We start from the raw sequence: 14,744 nt of genomic DNA on the forward strand, positions 1-14,744 counted from the left end.
CGCTATTGCGTGTATGCCGACTCGGCGTCCCGGGACTGGGCGATGATGTCCTCGGCCTGGTCGGGCATGCCGCATGCGGGGGTCCAGCGTCGGATGTCCTCGGGTGTGGGGTGTGCGCGCGTTCTCGATGCGGGAGGTCACTGCTTTGGAGGGCTGGCCGGCCATGCCTTCGGGCTGGTGCCGCTGCTGGAACAGGGCCGCGACGGCGACTGGCCGTGGATGACGAAGGCAGCCTGACCGAACCGCCGAGGCCGCCGCCGCTTTGGCCGCATCAGCGGCGGATGAGGGCGCTGTTCGTGCTCAGGACTGCAGCGCTTCTTCACCTCGGCCACGTTCGGGCCCGAGTCGGTGGACGGCATCTGCCAGCGGTGCGCTTTGTCCTCGCCGTGCCGGTCATCGTGGGGCACCTGGCCCGCAAGAGACCAACGCCCCAAAGACGGGAGCCACGTTGACGGGGGCGGTGCGCCGGGGTCCGCCCCCGCGGCCGGGGGAGCTACTTCCTGGTCCGTTGGGCAGCCTGCTCGAGGATGCGGCGGCGTGTCCACCGCCGGCGCCCGTTCTGGCGTCCGGCGTTCTCGGCCATCCCGTCAGTGGTCTGCAGCAGTGGAAGGTTGCCCTGGGACAGACTGCTGGAGAAGGAGCTGAGGCTCTTGTAACCCAGCAGCGCGGCTGCCTGGCTCGCCCCTAGCAGCTCGTCGGGATCGCCGTCGACGGGAACGTCGGGCAGCGGGGGTGCCTGTTTGGCTCCGGCCCGGCGTCCGCGGCCGGGCCGGGTGGCCATCCACGCCTTGAGCGTCTCGACTTTCCACAGCTGCCGGCGGTAGGGGTTGTTGGCGGTGCCCTTCTCCTCGACGACGTCGGGTTCGGGGAAGTAGCCGGGGTGGTCGCGCACGAAGGTGGTCACCTGGTTGGGGTTTTTGTAGCCGAGGTAGCGCGAGGCGTCCGCCGCGTTCAAAAGCGTCTGGGGGTCGAGGGAGGACGGTGCGTGTGCGGTGAGCCGTGCCGGCGCCCTGTGGGCGAACCACTCCCTGACCTCCGCGTGGTCCCACAGCCGGGCCCGGCCGCGCTTGCCGACAGGCTCCGGGAACGCCTGGCCGGCCGCGTTCTTCGTGCGCTCGGTGGAGAACTGGCTGATCCGCGCGGACGTCAGACCCTGTTCAGCCGCGATCTCGGCCGCGTCGGCCAGGCGAGGCTCCAGGCGCGAGGTCATGGCAGAACCGTCCCTTCTGTCAGCAGTGCGTCGGCCGGCCCAGCCCGTAAGGAAAATTATGGCAGGAGTTTCGGAGGGGGGTCCAGCCCGCGGCTCCAGGTTCTTCCCGACGGCCGCGCACGGCACCCTGGGCCTCATCCAGGACAGCGCAGGAGCCCTTGGACGGTGTGCCGCCCGGAGCCCGTGTGCTGTGTTGCTCGCTGCGCCCGGCCCTTCCACCGCCCCAAAAGCCTCCACAGCTTCGCTGAGCTGCAGCACGCCGGTGGGCGGAACCAGTTGGCCCCGCCCCACCGCATGGTCTAGTCGTACGCCCAAGCCCTGCCGGTCTGGCGGTACTCCTCCACGGGGATCGGGGCAACGCCCTTCCTCATGTGGGCGGTGTACAGCTGGCCGTTGAGGTGGTCGATCTCGTGGTGGATGAGGCGGGCGATGCCGTGCGCGTACACCGTGGTCACGCTCTCGCCGGTCAGGGCCGTGGTCTCGACGGTGATTGTCAGGGGGCGGGGGACGAGGCCGCGGACGTCGAAGAAGCTGAGGAGCCCTCGTACTGCTCGTCCATCTCGTCGCAGCGGTCGGTGAGCCGCGGGTTGAGGAGGGTGATTGCCGGTGTGTCGCCGGGCGGCTGGACGACGGCCGCGGACTGCCCGATGCCGATCTGCGGGGCGGCAGGGCCCATGCCCTTGGTGAAGGGGTGGACCTGGCCGATCCGCTCCACGGCAGCGAACAGCTCGTTGGTGATGCGTTCGGCCTCGTCCCGCTCGGCGGGCAGGGTGAAGGCGCGGGCTGGTTCGGCAAGGATGCCGGCGCCGTGCTGGACGACTCCGAGGTTCCTCGTCTGCTGGCTGGGCCGCACGTCTTTGAGCTGAAGTCCCCTCGTTCCATGTCGTGTTCGGGCCGTGCCCGGAACCTCCCTTCAAGACGGTACCGAGCGTGGAGGGCGGTGTGGTCATGATCCATCTGGCATTGCCGCAGTTCACCGTCATGGCTGCGGACGGGTGGCTTCGTCCACGAAAACGGGGTTCTGGCACAGATCTTGGGGAGTGGTACGCGGAGCGTCATCCCAGCGTTCGAACGGAAGGCGGCCGGGTCCGACAGTGATCGATCTTGACGTGCCCGACGTGTGTGATGTCGAGTTGACGGTGAGAAGTGGCACCAGCGCATAGGGGATCGACATGTTCATAGCGGAAGAGGGAGTTTTCGATCCTGTTGAGGTGCTGAAGCTCTACGACTCGGTCGGCTGGGAGGGCTACACCAGCGACGTCGACAAGCTCTGTCGCGGTCTCGTGAACTCTCACCTCGTCATCACGGCACGAGACGGATCGGGATCCCTCCTGGGACTGGCCCGGACCATCTCCGACGACGAGCACATCTGTTACGTCCAGGACGTCGTGGTCAATCCGGCGAACCACAGGCAGGGGGTTGGCCGGGCGCTGGTCGAGCACTTGATGCGGCGTTACTCCCACTGCCGATTCTTCCTCCTGTCCACGGACCATGAGTCGTCACCAGAGGGCAGCCGCAACCACGCGTTCTACCGGAGCCTGGGCTTCCTGTCCTACGAGGAGAAGGAGATGGCAGGCTTCGGTCTGCCGAGGAACCGCCCCGACCTGCGCGATACGGCTCCATAGGCAAAAGATCCTGAGGAGTTGCGGAGTGTTACTGGAGGAGGATCATCTTGCGGAGTAGATCGAATCCGGCTCGGCCGTAGAGTTGCCGCTTGATCTTCTTGATGCGGTTGACGGCGCCCTCGATGCTGCCGGAGCTCCAGTCGAGAGTGAGCCCGGCTGTCACGGCGTCGAGGTCTCGGTGCAGGTGCAGTGCGAAGCCGGTGAGGCCCGGTAGCTGGCTGGCGTCGACGGCGTCGATCCAGGTGGGGAGTGTGGAGCCGAGGCGGTCGGTGAGTATCTCGCCGAAGTCGCGGACGTGTCCCGCGGCCTTGTTCAGTTCGGGGCAGCGGGCCAGGACCTCCTTCAGGCCGGCCCGGTCCTCCTCGGCCAAGGTCATGGGGTGCCGGGTCAGCCAGCCGGTCACCTGCCGCACCGACGGCGGCCTCGGCGGCGCGCCGGCCGGAGCCCTGCGCAATGTGGCGATGTGCGCGCGGACCATGCCGTAGGTGACGGGGGCCTGCTCGGCAACCAGCTCGCCGTGCAGTCGGGTGACGCTGGTGCACCCTGCGGCGAATCGCCGCTCCAGGTAGGGCTTGTAGGGGTCCAGTCTGCTGGGCCGGGGCTGGTTCTCGCGGATGGTGTCCTGCCAGCGCGCGGCGTTCGCGTACCGGAGCACGGTGTTGAGGCCCCAGCCCAGGTGTCGGGCGATCGCCCGACGTGAGTGGCCTTGGGCCAGGAGCTCGTGGACCAGGGCGTGCGCTGCCTTCTTTCGCTCGGCCCGCCGGCCGATGGGCTCCGAGTCGTCCTGCGGTCGACCGGAAGCCAGCCCGGTGGCCTCCAGCAGCATGCCGGTGGGCGATGGGTTGCGCAGACAGTCGCGATGGGCTGCGACGCAGGTCTCCACGGCTCGGCCGAGGCCCTGCCACAGATGGAATCGGTCGGCGACCTGCAGGGCCTCGGGGGCACCGCGGCGGGCACCCTCGGCGTAGGCGCCCGCCCGGTCCCGGCAGATGATCTCCACGCCGGGGTGGCGGATCAGCCAGGCGGCCAGCGGCCCGGCTTCACGGGTGGGAAGCACATCGACCACGCGATGGTCTTCGATGCTGGTCAAGACGGTGCAGTAGGTCTGGCCGCGACGGATCGCGAAGTCGTCCACGCCCAGCACGCGCGGTGTGCTGACTTGCGGATCGGGCAGTGCCATGACTCTGCGTAACAAGGTCATCCGGCCCGCGCCGAATCCCAACTGGGCAGCCAGCCGGGCGCCGGCCCGCCCGGCCAGCGCGAGCCCCACTCGCTCCAGAGCGTGGTTGAGCCGAGTGGTGAACCGTGCGTGCGGGGCGGCGAGCCGGGAGAACGGCTCGGCGAACGTCCGGCGCGGGCAGTCCGCCACTCCGCAGATGAAACGCCGAACCGTCAGCCGGATCACGAAGCCCTGTTCAGCGAGCGGAAGGTCCTTCAGCCTGCGCTGGTACCGGTCGTGGACACGGTCCGAGAAGCGCCCACAGTCCGGACATGCCGCCCCCACCGCGCGACCTCTCGCCATCACCTCGACTGTGCCGAACGCGGCCGTAACCGCCTCGACATCCACATCGTCGATCCCGTCGAACACCAGCGAGTCCCAGAACGATGCGTTGGTCTGCATGACCAGCACCATCACCGTCAACAACCGGCTGCAGCAGCAGCTGGCAGACATCTGATGGAGCGTCAATTCTGCTCGTCAGACGACAAGACGTACGCGGTCTCACACGAACCCGTCTCCTCGCAATCGAACATCGAGGTAACGCTCCGCGACGACTCCCCAAGATCTGTGCCAGAACCCATTTCGGGAGGCGGCAGGGCCCGTCGAAGGATTCGAACGGTGCGTGAGCATCGGGTCCGGGGCGCCAGTTCTGCAGAAGACTCCGTGAGCACTGCCCGCGCGGCAGGCTGTCAGTCCCGGTCCATAGGATCACGGCATGTCTGATGCCTTCACCGTCTTGTGGACCCATGACACGTGCCGAGCACTGCGCAAGGCGGGCCGCGTGGGCGAGCGACCGCCGGTCGCCTTCAGCGGCATACATGCTTCCCTGCCCGCGTGGAGGGGTGCTCGTACTGGGGACGAGGTGTACGCGCTACACGTCAATCGGCGCGAGGTGTTCGTGGTGAGTCGGATGCGAGTGATCGACAGGGAGCGACGCGACTGCTGCGGCACAACCCCCACAACCTGGGAGGACCTCAAGTACCCCGGTCACGGCGACTGGTCGATGCTCGGTGCTGGCGGCTGCGGCGCCGAGGCGGTTCACGTGGAGGCGACGCCCGTACGCTTCGATGTGACTGTCCCCGGTGAACTGCTTGCGAGGCTTACCTGGCGCAATCGCCGAGGTCAGACCCGCGGCCTGAAGTACGTGGTGGATGGCCGTCTCGAGAACTCGGTCAGCCTGCAGGGGTTCTACCGTCTGACCCCCGAGGCCGCTGGCGAGTTGGCGGTGGTCGTCGCCAGCACTGCCTCTTGATGCTGACGGACGACGAGGGATGAGCACCCGGCGTGCTGAGTGGTCCCGGAAAATCGAACAGGGCCGGGCTGCGGTGCCTTCCGAAGTGGTGAACATCTGCTGTCCGTTCTCGTGGCCAAAGCCAGACGGGCGGAGTTCGCAGCGGGGAGGCTTCGGCGGCCATGGAGGTCCCGGTGCCCCACACGACGAGGTCGAGGGCGGCAGGGAAGGCGAGCTGGACCTCAAGCTGTTCGGTGGCCAGGCGTACAGCCCACTGGAACCAGTTGCCCCATGTGTCGTCGCCGACCCCAATCACGCCCCCCTCGGCGCCGGAAGCCGGCGGCCCCCGTCTGCTGGGGTGTGGTGGGTGGCGAGCCAGTTGTCGGCGTCTACCTGCGGCCCAGCGCCCAACCGGCCAGGCAGCCAGGAATGGTTGTCTTCCTGGTGCGCAAAGCGCTGTGGTGTGGTTGCAGCTCAATTCAGTGACGCGCGTGGCCTCCGGTGAGGGGTGTCCATGCCCTTCCGGCCGGTCGCACCGTGCTCCTCGCTGTCTTCGCGGGTAGCGAAAGGGTTTAGGGGGCGAGGGACGCAACAAGCGGATGCTGGGCTGTTATCGCCTGCGGGCGCCGACTCTTGGCTACCGCGGGGGAGGGTCGCGGCGACGTTTCGGGGATGTTCGAAAAGCTTGTACGGCGCTGAACTGCGGGTGACGCTGGCCGCACGAGGGACGCCGCCCGCACCGGGGCTTCCCGGAATCCATCAGGGGGAATCAGATGATGCACAGGACGAGTTCCCGCCCGCTGGCCAAGATCATGATGGTGGCGGCGGTGGGTGTGATGGCCGCCGCTGGTATGGCGGCTCCGGCCTACGCGGCAGAGGCCCCGCAGGCCGAGCGGTCGAAGATGGGCGCCCAGTTCGAGACGGTCACCACCTGGGTCCAGGGCAATGTGCGGATCGGGCCGTCGACGGGCTACCGCATCGCCTACACCGTCGCGGCGAACCAGAACCTCACCGCGGTGTGCTGGCTCGAGGGCGGCACCGTCTCCGCCAACGGCTACACCCACAACAAGTGGGTGTACCTCTCGGATGAACGGTACATCTGGGGCGGGCTGCTCAAGGGCAACGAGGTGGGCAACGTCAGCTCCCCCTGCTGGTGACCCACCGGCCGTATCCGAGTTCAAGAGCCTGCCTGCAACCAGTGACGCGCGGCAGCCAGGGTCACGTGGATGTCGTCGCTCCATGAACAGACTTCCAGCCATGACAGGTAGCCGCCCTGCGTGAAGACCAGGACTTCACCCGGGCACTCGCCGGCTTCGGTGACGAGCTGCGCTTCGGCCGCCACGACAGTGCCGGGTCCGGTGGGCGCGGGCTCTGCCTCGCTGGTGTCGAGGTCGAAGTAGGCGGTGCCGCACCCGCATGTGCAGCGCGATCGCACGCTGAGGTGTGGAACCTGCCTTCGGAGCGCGGCATGAACCCCATTATCCTCGTTCAGGACTGCCGCAAGCACCTCGGCTACGTCTGCAGGCAGTCCTTCCATCATTCCGTAACCGTATCTGACCAGCGGCTTTTGGCTATGTCTATGCCGGCGCATCGCCGATCAGCCAGCAGGTTGTTCACGCGTCGATGATCTCCGTTCGGTTCCGCAGCATGTTGAGCTTGCGGTCTTCGAGCGCGCGCAGCCACCCATGGACTCACCGGGGCGCTTGCGCCTCCGCGCCGGGTGAGCTGCTCCCACCCACCACAGCGGTTCAAGGATGGGCTGCTCGGCTGCGACCGGAGGGCGGCGAGTTGCGAGCTCACGGCAGACAATTAGCGCTTGCAGGCCGATTGCGACAATGCCTTGGCCCAGGTCAAGGAGCTCACCGAGCAGCTCAGCGAGGTCCAGGACGATCTGGCCAGTGCCGGGATCGGTCTGCGCCGCATGATCTGTGTCGAGGACGCTCCCTGAGTGCCTTGCGGCGGAGAATGGCTCGCAAGAGGCGGTGGTCAGTCCCGGTCTTCCTGCAACTTCAGCATTTCGAAGAACCCACCTGCCTGTTCGATCAGTTCGTCGTACGTACCCAGCTCGGAGACCCGGCCGTGGTCGAGGACGACGATCCGGTCGGCGAGGCGGGTGTTGGCCAGCCTGTGGGTGATGAACACTGTGGCCCGTCCGGCGGCGAGGGCCTTGAGCCGGGTGTAGATGCGATGCTCGGCGCGGGCGTCGAGGGCGGCGGTCGGCTCGTCCATCACCAGGACGGGGGCGTCGCGGTGGAAGGCTCGGGCGACCGCGATGCGCTGCCACTGCCCGCCGGACAGGTCGTGTCCGCCCCACCAGGATCGGGCCAACGAGGTGTCCAGCCCGTTAGGCAGCGCGGTGATGACGCTATCGGCACCGGCTGCCTCGGCTGCGGCGTGCACGGCTGTGTCGCCGTCGGGGTGGGGCTGGCCGAGGGTGATGTTCTCGCGGGCGGCCAGTGGCCACCGGGTGTAATCCTGCGGCACGAGCGCCACCTTGGACAGCACCCCGGCGGGGTCGGCGTCCGCCAGGTTTACCCCGTCCCACCGCACCGAACCTGCGGTGGGCAGGAACAGGCCGGTCAGGATTCGGGCGAGGGTGCTCTTGCCGGCGCCGTTCTCGCCGACCAGGGCGAGGACCTCGCCGCGCTTGACGTCCAGGTCGATGCCGTCCAGTGCGGGGGCGTCGGCGCCGGGATAGGTGAAGGAGACACCCTGGGCGGTGATCACCTGCGGTCCGTCCTCGGCGACGGCGGCGGTGCCGCGGCGGGTCGTCCACGGCTCGGCCACGCTCAGGAATCTGGCCCAATCGTCCAGGGACAGCGACGTGCGGAACAGGCGAGCCCCGGTCCGCACCGTCGTGGTGAGCGCCGCCCCGGAGGTCCGCACCGCCAGGGCCGCGGTCCCCGCGACCGCGAGTTCCATGCGACCGGTCGCCACGAGGAGCACGAGCACGCCCCAGGTTGCGGCCGTGCCCACCGCGGTGAGCGCGTCGCCGATGCCCTGCACGATCAGGGCCTTCCGGGTGGCCTTGAGCTGTTCGGCCTCCAGGCGGCTGGAGACGATCCTGTACTGGCGGATGAGGAAGCCGGCCATGGTGCCCGCGCGGATCTCATCGGCGGTGTTGCGCTCGGTGGTGTAGGAGCGGAACACACTGCGCAGCCGGGAGTCGGCGAGATTGCGATGGTGGGCGGCGTGCTCGATCCGCGCACCCCGGACCGCGCCCCATGCGCACGGAACAACGGACAGGACCAGAAGGGGCAGCATCACTGGGTGGAGCACGGTGACGACGGTCGCCGCCGCAGCCATCTGCCCGGCGGCCGAGGTCAGCAGCTGGGCTTCGAGGATGAGGTCGCCGGTTTTCTCCGCTCCGTCCGAGGCAGCGGCATGGGCATCCTCGAATTCCGGGTCCTCGTAGGCCACGAGCTCGGCGCTCGTCGCTGCGGTGATGACTTGAAGGTCTGCCTCGCGTACGGCCTTCGGCGCCAGCCGTGCCGCGGCGGCGCGGGCGGTGGCATCCAGCAGGTAGCGGCCGCAGCCAGCGAGAGCCACGACCACCAGGGCGGTCAGGTTCTCGCGCAGACCGGCGGCGATGTCGCCGCCGGCGAAGACGGCTCCCAGTACGCGGGTGGTGGCCGCGAGCGCGGTTGCGGTAAGTGCGGCGGCTCCGATCTGGCAGACAAGCAGGGCCAGGACGGCGTAGCGATCGGTACGCCAGCCGAGCCGGGCGGCCTGGGCGAGGGCGGATGGCAGGCGGCGCGCTATGGCCCACGTGGACAGGTTGACGCTCGCCTCGAAGTGCCGGTCGCAGGCCAGGCGCATCACGGGCGGCTGGCCCGCTGCGGCGGACGGGGAGGCTACAGAAGAACGCACGCGCCCCATGAAGAGGCCGAACCAGACGGCCGGGCAACGGGATTGTTCCGCACGCCCCGCATCGCTGCTGGTCGCTCCATCCACCCGTCAGCGACAGCCCCGGAATTTCACTCGTTCGAGTGATGCCATGGCCCGGGGCGGGGAGGCTTGGGCCAGCCCCCGGACCACGGCAGCCCAGGAGCCCGCTACGGCACGGCGAGGACCGGCATCCACGCTCGGTCGACGGCGTCGCCGATGTCCCGGCCGACCGCACCCTCGGGGACGTCGGCCCAGGCGTGCGCGGCGTCAGGGAGGAAGCGTGCGCCGAGCACCCAGCGGGAGCGACGGCCGGTGAGGGCGGTCGCGATGACGGTGGCGAAACTGATCTCCATGCAGGCGATTCGGCCCGGCCACCAGGAAGGAATCACCGCCAGCACCGCGGTGTAGAGGGCGTCGAGGCGGGCGAGGCGCGCGTACGGCAGGCCGCGCAGCATCCGCACAGCCGCTATCTGCCAGCGCAGGGGCAACCGGCTCATGGCCAGGGAGAGGGCGAGCGCGGCGGCGGCCACCAGGCGGTCGCGCCGCCGGGCAGTAGGGCGGGCAGGGGGGACCATGACCGTCATCGACGCCACCACCTTCGGTGTACTCGCCGCGGCCGGTCGGTGTCGACGAGCACGCCGGCGGCCACGAGCTCGTCTACGAACGCGTCGATCTGGTCGGTGACGGCCTGCGGGTTCTGGCCGGTGGGGACAGCGATCTCCTCTGCGAGCCCGGCCGTGCCGCCGCAGACGGTGACGGCGTGCCAGATGCGGGACGCGTCCGGATCGAGCATCATCCATGCCCCGCGCCTAACGTCGAGCACCGCCGTCCCCTGGGCTCCTGTGGCGTGGTGGATGTGTTCCGCGGGGGTCAGCATGCCGCCTTCAGTGCGGTCTGCTGGCCGGCGAGCCACCAGCACGTCACGCTCAGCTGGTGCAGGTCGGCGATCTCCGTGGCGCTCTGGCCCCGGGCCGCCTGAGCGAGGGCGGCGCGGACGGCCGCAGGGTCGATGAGTCCGTCGGCCGCGAGCGGACTCGATGCGATCAGCTCATCGAGCCGGTTTTGGTGCTGAGCGAGGCCGGCGATGCGTTGGGCGGTGAACGATCCCTTCGAGCGGCGAGAGGTCAGCCAGTGGGGAAGCTGCGGCAGCGCAGCCTTCAGCAGCGGCTTGTACGAGACCAGCCCGCGTCGGGCGAGGGCCGGGACGGCGAACGCGGCACGGACGACCTGGTTGTCCAGGTACGGGTATACCGGGTTGATGCCGAGCGTCTCGGCGTATGGGGCCCAGCCGCGGGCGGAAGCGCCCACCGACCGTAGGGCGGCCCACTGGTCGAACTCGTCCGCCGGCTCTGGCTGCCGGTCGCGGGAAGCTTGCCGCAGCAGCGCGGCGACCTGGTGGCGGCCCTCGGCCGTGAGCCAGGACGCCCCGGCGCCCAGGTGGCACCACGACCAGCCCACCACGGCGGCCTGCGACGTGATGGCCCCGCGCTCCAGTGCCTCGGCGGCACGCTCAAGGGAGTCGCTCCGGCCCAGGTCAGCGGCATGCTTAAGGGCCCTCCAGTACGGGCCGGGGGCGGCGTTGCGCAGCCGGGCGAACGCCACGACCTGGCGGTGGGCCTCGCGCCTTCGGCCGTCCTGCAGGAGCCGCACCCAGCAGGAGCTGGAGGCGTCCAGCACGATGTCCCCGCCGTGCCCGGTCAGGTGCAGCGGCAGCCCTTGAACCGGGCGCAGATACGCGGTGTCCATGGCGTACATCGCCGCTTCCAGGACCGGCTCCGCCCCGGTCGGTTGCCCGGCAGGGAAGCCGAAGGGCAGCTGCTCGTCGGTCCCGGCGGTGACGGTGTGCGCGATCCCCGTGTGCTCGGTGACGCGGGCGGCGAAGGCCATGTCCTCGCCGCTGGTATAGCCGTCGGTGTAGGTGACCGCGTGCACGGCCTGGGCATCAGCCGCGAGCACGACGGCCGACGAGGAATCCAGCCCGCCGGACAGATCCGCCCCCACCGCCCCACCGGCGGCGCGGACGCGGAGCTGGACGGCGTCGGTGAGCGCTCGCCCGAACCGTTCGGCGCCTGCGCGGAGCTCGTCTACGGGCTCGACGCCGGTGATGTCGACGAGCTGCGGCGGTGCCCCGGGGGCGAGCAGGAGCCCGAAGCCGCCGGGCACCAGCCGGACGTCCCTGTACGGGCTGCGGTGCGGCCAGTGGTGCTCGCCTGCCGCAAGTCGGGCCGCCAGCCACGGTAGGTCCGCAACGAGGGGACGCCCCAGCAGGCCGGGCTCGGTCGCCCACGGCATCCCCTGCGCGCCGCGCGTGTAGTAGACGGCCCGGATGCCGGCCAGGTCGCCGCACACGAACCGCAACCGCCCGCTGGCCGCGACCACCCAGTAGGAGCCCGGCCACCGGGTCAGCTCGGCCCACCGGCCCGCCCGCACGGCCGGGAGCGCATGCCGGAGTTCCTGGTCTGCTGCCAGGCAGTCGCCCACGACCGCGAGCATGACCGGCCCTTCGGCAGCCGTACGCACCCGCACGGTCGGGGCCCGGCGGACATCGCCGAGTCCGTCGATCGACAATCCGATCGCGGCGGCAGTGCCGCCGCTTATCCACTCCCGTTCCATCTGTTCGCCTCCCCTGTGACGTGCCCGGGGGCCGGCGTAGCGGCCGGCCCCCGGGGTGCTCGGTGGTGTCCCTGGGCTCTCAGCCCTCGAAGTAGTTGGACTTGTCCGAGTCGTTGAACGTCTGGCGGCCCAGGGTGAGGGCCGCTACCGGGTGGGTGCTGGCCTGCGGTGCGAAGCCGTCGGTGCTCGGCGCCGCGGCGGACGTGTTCTCGGCGGCGGGCTGGTGAGTGACGGTGGTCTGCTCGGCCATGACCGGCCTCCCTTGTCTCGGTGGATGTGGAGGTGGTGCTGCCTCTATGCCACCGCAACACAAGCCCTGTTCCCAGAGACGGAGTTGGGCACTTGCTGGGAGTGGATCTGGGAGAAACCTGGGACGGGCCTGGGACGTCAGCCCTTCAGAAGCTCGAGGACGGCACGCGTGTAGGCGGCGTACACCGTCGGTAGTTCGGCGAGGTGAGCCCGCTCGTCGATGCCGTGCAGCCCCTCGTAGGGCACGCCGAAACCGGCGGTCGCCGGGATGCCCTTTCCGGCGAGCAGGTTGCCGATGTTCGATGGCCCCGCGGTCTTCGGCCGGACCGTGAGCCCTGCTTGTTTGGCGGCGTTCAGCAGGGCGGCGGCGGGCTGCTCGTTCTCGGCGAGGCGGAAGGGTGGCCACACGGCGATCGGGGTGATCTTTGTGGCCGTCGGGACGGGGAGTTCTGCGTCGAGCTCGGCAACGGCCTTGCGGACGAGCGTCTCAGCGTCGTGGCTGTCGAAGGACGGCGTGGTGCGGATGTCGACATTGAGTTCGCACCGGTCGGGGGTGACCGAGAAGCCCTGGCCGCCGTGAAAGGACGTGACCGATAGCTTCGGCGGCAGGGGAAACCCACAGGCCCCGGCGCCGCTGGGGAGTTCGGCTGCGTCCAGCAGCGTGACAAGGCGGGCGGCACGGGAGATCGCTCCCACCACGTTCTTGCTCGAGCCGGAGTGCCCGGCGGGAGCATGCACGGTGATGGTGGCCCGCCACAGACCCCGGCCGCCAACCACGACCTCGTCCACGCCGGGGTAGCCGATCATCACGCCGGCCGGGCGGGCCGCGTGCTCGTCGGTGAGATAGGCGCGGGCGCCGCCGAAGCCGCCAGTGTGTTCGTCCACGTCCAGGAGAACGGCGAGCCCGCCAGCCAGGTCAACGACGTGCTCAGCAAGGTCGGCGGCGATGTGACAGAACATCGCCGCAGCGAGCTTGGAGTCCGCAGCCCCTCGGCCGAGCAGCCAGCCGTCCGCCACCTCCCCGGACGCGGGCGGAAAGGACCAGGCGGACTCGTCACCGTACGGAGCCGTGTCCACGCACGCGTCCAGAGTCCACCAGGAGCCCGGACGGCCGCCGGGGATCTCCACCAGCAGACCCACCAGCTCACCAGCATCGTCGTGCAAGCGGCGGTGCGGCAGGCACCGGGCGGCAAGCCAGTCCTCCAGCACACCAAGGACCGGCCCGTAGTCGTCGATCCCGCCTCGACTCGGCCGCCGGATCAGCTCCCGGGCCAACTCCACCACGGATGCCGTACGGCTCTTGGCCTGCTGAAGGTCCTCGATCACGCTTCTCCCTCGCCCCTCAGTTGTGCCGTACCGACAGCGCGCGGACGGCCTCGATCGTCTCCACCGGTCGCGCGGACGAGCACGCCTCCCGCCCATGGTGGACCAGACCCACCGCCGCCTCGCGACTGAGTAAGACGCCGCAGTCGAACCCCTCCGCCCCATGAAACGACGGCAATGGCACCACCGCGGCGGTCTCGGACGCCACGAAGAAGCGTTCCAGCGCCTCGGTGGGCTCCACGATCCCCATGTGTAGCGTCTTGACGCCGTTCCGGCGCGCGCCTGGATCGCGTAGCTCCAGCAGCCGCACTAGGTGATCGGCGAGCGCCCGGTGCCGGGGTGGTCCATACAGCACCCGGTAATGGATCAGATCGGGACGCTGGGCCACAGCCGTCTCGATCGCCGCCAGATACGCCTTCTCCCGCGACCGACTACCGGTGACCACCAGCTGCTCACGAGCTCCGCCGACGACATCGACCATCGCCTCGACCAAGTCCGTCCAGCGGGCGAGCACCTTGACGACCACGGCCGTGCCGGAGTTCTCCAACACGCTCGTGGCCGCGCCGTCCTGGTGTGCAAACAGCACTTCGGGCCGCTCCCGATACAGCTGGCACAGACCGGCCCGGTTCCGCTTACCGGTGCGGCGCCGCCCTGACTCCCAGGCGCTCATCAGGCTTGCATCTGCAGCCCCGCCGGTGATCGCATTGAGCGCGTCGGCTGCCTCCTCCAGCGTCATGTTCCGCGCTACCCGGGCCCGCTTGAGCGCCGAGTCCGTGCTGCTGGCCGCGGCCACGGACACCGCCCCCTCTCCATCCACCGACGTATACCCGCAGTCTTCCCCGCCTGCTGGCGGTTGCGGAGGTCCCCCGACCGCCCTTCTTTCGGTCAGCCACTGCCGCATGCGACGCCCACCGGTAGCCCGCCTCGCCGCGCTCTTGTTGGGGCCGTAGTAGAGGTCCACGATCTGCTGGTCGTCGGCGGGAGACCGGAGCGGGAAGCCGTCGGTGCCACCCACGTCGTCCCAGGAACTGCGCACCTGATGGGCGAGCGAGGCCAGGGCGGGAGCCTCGTCGGAGAACGGGGTCATGTCATCGGTGTGTCGGTCCCACGGGCGCAGCCCCCACGCCCGGCCGGCTGCCCGCGGGGCGAGGCCGCCGTGAACAGCGAAGGTTTAGCGGCTCAGCCGGCATTCACGCCACGACAGGATCGGGCAAAGTTCGTCGGCACAGCATCCGCGACGGCGTGGCGCTTGTAAGCGGGTTCTCCAGCAATCGGGGGAATTTCCGCCGTACTAGTACTGCAACGGTGCTTGTTCTGAGTGCTGGGCAGTTTTCAAGGGCTGTGTCCACGTCGTTTGTAGTGACTGAGTCGTGCTTGATACTGGCG

13 protein-coding genes and 1 pseudogene are annotated in these 14,744 nt (G+C 69.5%); 3 read left to right on the plus strand and 11 right to left on the minus strand.

Annotated elements, in window-relative coordinates; genetic code table 11:
• Positions 1–493: 493 nt before the first annotated feature.
• A complete protein-coding gene (locus ACWD11_RS32180; protein ID WP_451287296.1) occupies positions 494–1,210 on the minus strand; it encodes a hypothetical protein in 717 nt (238 codons plus the stop codon).
• A gap of 299 nt (positions 1,211–1,509) precedes the next feature.
• A pseudogene (locus tag ACWD11_RS32185) lies at positions 1,510–2,063 on the minus strand (peptide deformylase).
• A 319-nt stretch (positions 2,064–2,382) separates the two neighbouring features.
• Here ACWD11_RS32185 and ACWD11_RS32190 point away from each other — a divergent pair.
• Positions 2,383–2,835 carry a GNAT family N-acetyltransferase gene (locus ACWD11_RS32190; protein WP_451287298.1) on the plus strand — a complete coding sequence of 151 codons (453 nt, stop codon included), beginning with the start codon at positions 2,383–2,385 and terminating at the stop codon, positions 2,833–2,835.
• Between the two features lie 28 nt (positions 2,836–2,863).
• Here the strand turns inward: ACWD11_RS32190 and ACWD11_RS32195 are convergent, their stop codons facing one another.
• Complete coding sequence (locus ACWD11_RS32195; RefSeq protein ID WP_451287300.1) at positions 2,864–4,456, minus strand: ISL3 family transposase; 1,593 nt, start codon at positions 4,454–4,456, stop codon at positions 2,864–2,866.
• Positions 4,457–4,769: 313 nt separating this feature from the next.
• Between ACWD11_RS32195 and ACWD11_RS32200 the strand changes: the two genes are divergently transcribed.
• Entirely contained in the window at positions 4,770–5,306 is a 537-nt protein-coding gene (locus tag ACWD11_RS32200; RefSeq protein WP_451287302.1) for a hypothetical protein, read from the plus strand.
• Between the two features lie 752 nt (positions 5,307–6,058).
• A complete protein-coding gene (locus ACWD11_RS32205; protein ID WP_451287304.1) occupies positions 6,059–6,442 on the plus strand; it encodes a hypothetical protein in 384 nt (127 codons plus the stop codon).
• Between the two features lie 20 nt (positions 6,443–6,462).
• Here ACWD11_RS32205 and ACWD11_RS32210 read toward each other — a convergent pair whose 3' ends face one another.
• The 8 genes from ACWD11_RS32210 to ACWD11_RS32245 form a co-directional block, all read right to left on the minus strand.
• The gene (locus ACWD11_RS32210; protein WP_451287306.1) at positions 6,463–6,825 is read right to left on the minus strand and encodes a hypothetical protein; all 363 of its coding nucleotides are present in this window, start codon (positions 6,823–6,825) and stop codon (positions 6,463–6,465) included.
• A 446-nt stretch (positions 6,826–7,271) separates the two neighbouring features.
• Positions 7,272–9,155, minus strand: coding sequence for an ABC transporter ATP-binding protein (locus ACWD11_RS32215; RefSeq protein WP_451287308.1), 1,884 nt, complete (start codon positions 9,153–9,155; stop codon positions 7,272–7,274).
• Positions 9,156–9,340: 185 nt separating this feature from the next.
• Complete coding sequence (locus tag ACWD11_RS32220) at positions 9,341–9,757, minus strand: lasso peptide biosynthesis B2 protein (RefSeq protein WP_451287310.1); 417 nt, start codon at positions 9,755–9,757, stop codon at positions 9,341–9,343.
• Entirely contained in the window at positions 9,754–10,050 is a 297-nt protein-coding gene (locus ACWD11_RS32225) for a PqqD family protein (protein WP_383367793.1), read from the minus strand. The genes ACWD11_RS32220 and ACWD11_RS32225 overlap by 4 nt, the downstream gene beginning before the upstream one ends.
• Complete coding sequence (locus ACWD11_RS32230) at positions 10,044–11,786, minus strand: asparagine synthase-related protein (protein WP_451287312.1); 1,743 nt, start codon at positions 11,784–11,786, stop codon at positions 10,044–10,046. The genes ACWD11_RS32225 and ACWD11_RS32230 overlap by 7 nt, the downstream gene beginning before the upstream one ends.
• Positions 11,787–11,865: 79 nt before the next feature.
• Positions 11,866–12,036: a hypothetical protein gene (locus ACWD11_RS32235; RefSeq protein ID WP_451287314.1), complete on the minus strand. Its 171-nt coding sequence runs from the start codon at positions 12,034–12,036 to the stop codon at positions 11,866–11,868.
• Positions 12,037–12,173: 137 nt separating this feature from the next.
• Complete coding sequence (locus ACWD11_RS32240) at positions 12,174–13,361, minus strand: M20 family metallopeptidase (protein WP_451287316.1); 1,188 nt, start codon at positions 13,359–13,361, stop codon at positions 12,174–12,176.
• A 16-nt stretch (positions 13,362–13,377) separates the two neighbouring features.
• Entirely contained in the window at positions 13,378–14,445 is a 1,068-nt protein-coding gene (locus tag ACWD11_RS32245; RefSeq protein WP_451287318.1) for an XRE family transcriptional regulator, read from the minus strand.
• Positions 14,446–14,744: the final 299 nt, after the last annotated feature.

The sequence above is a fragment of the Streptomyces sp. NPDC002776 genome (assembly GCF_053592195.1).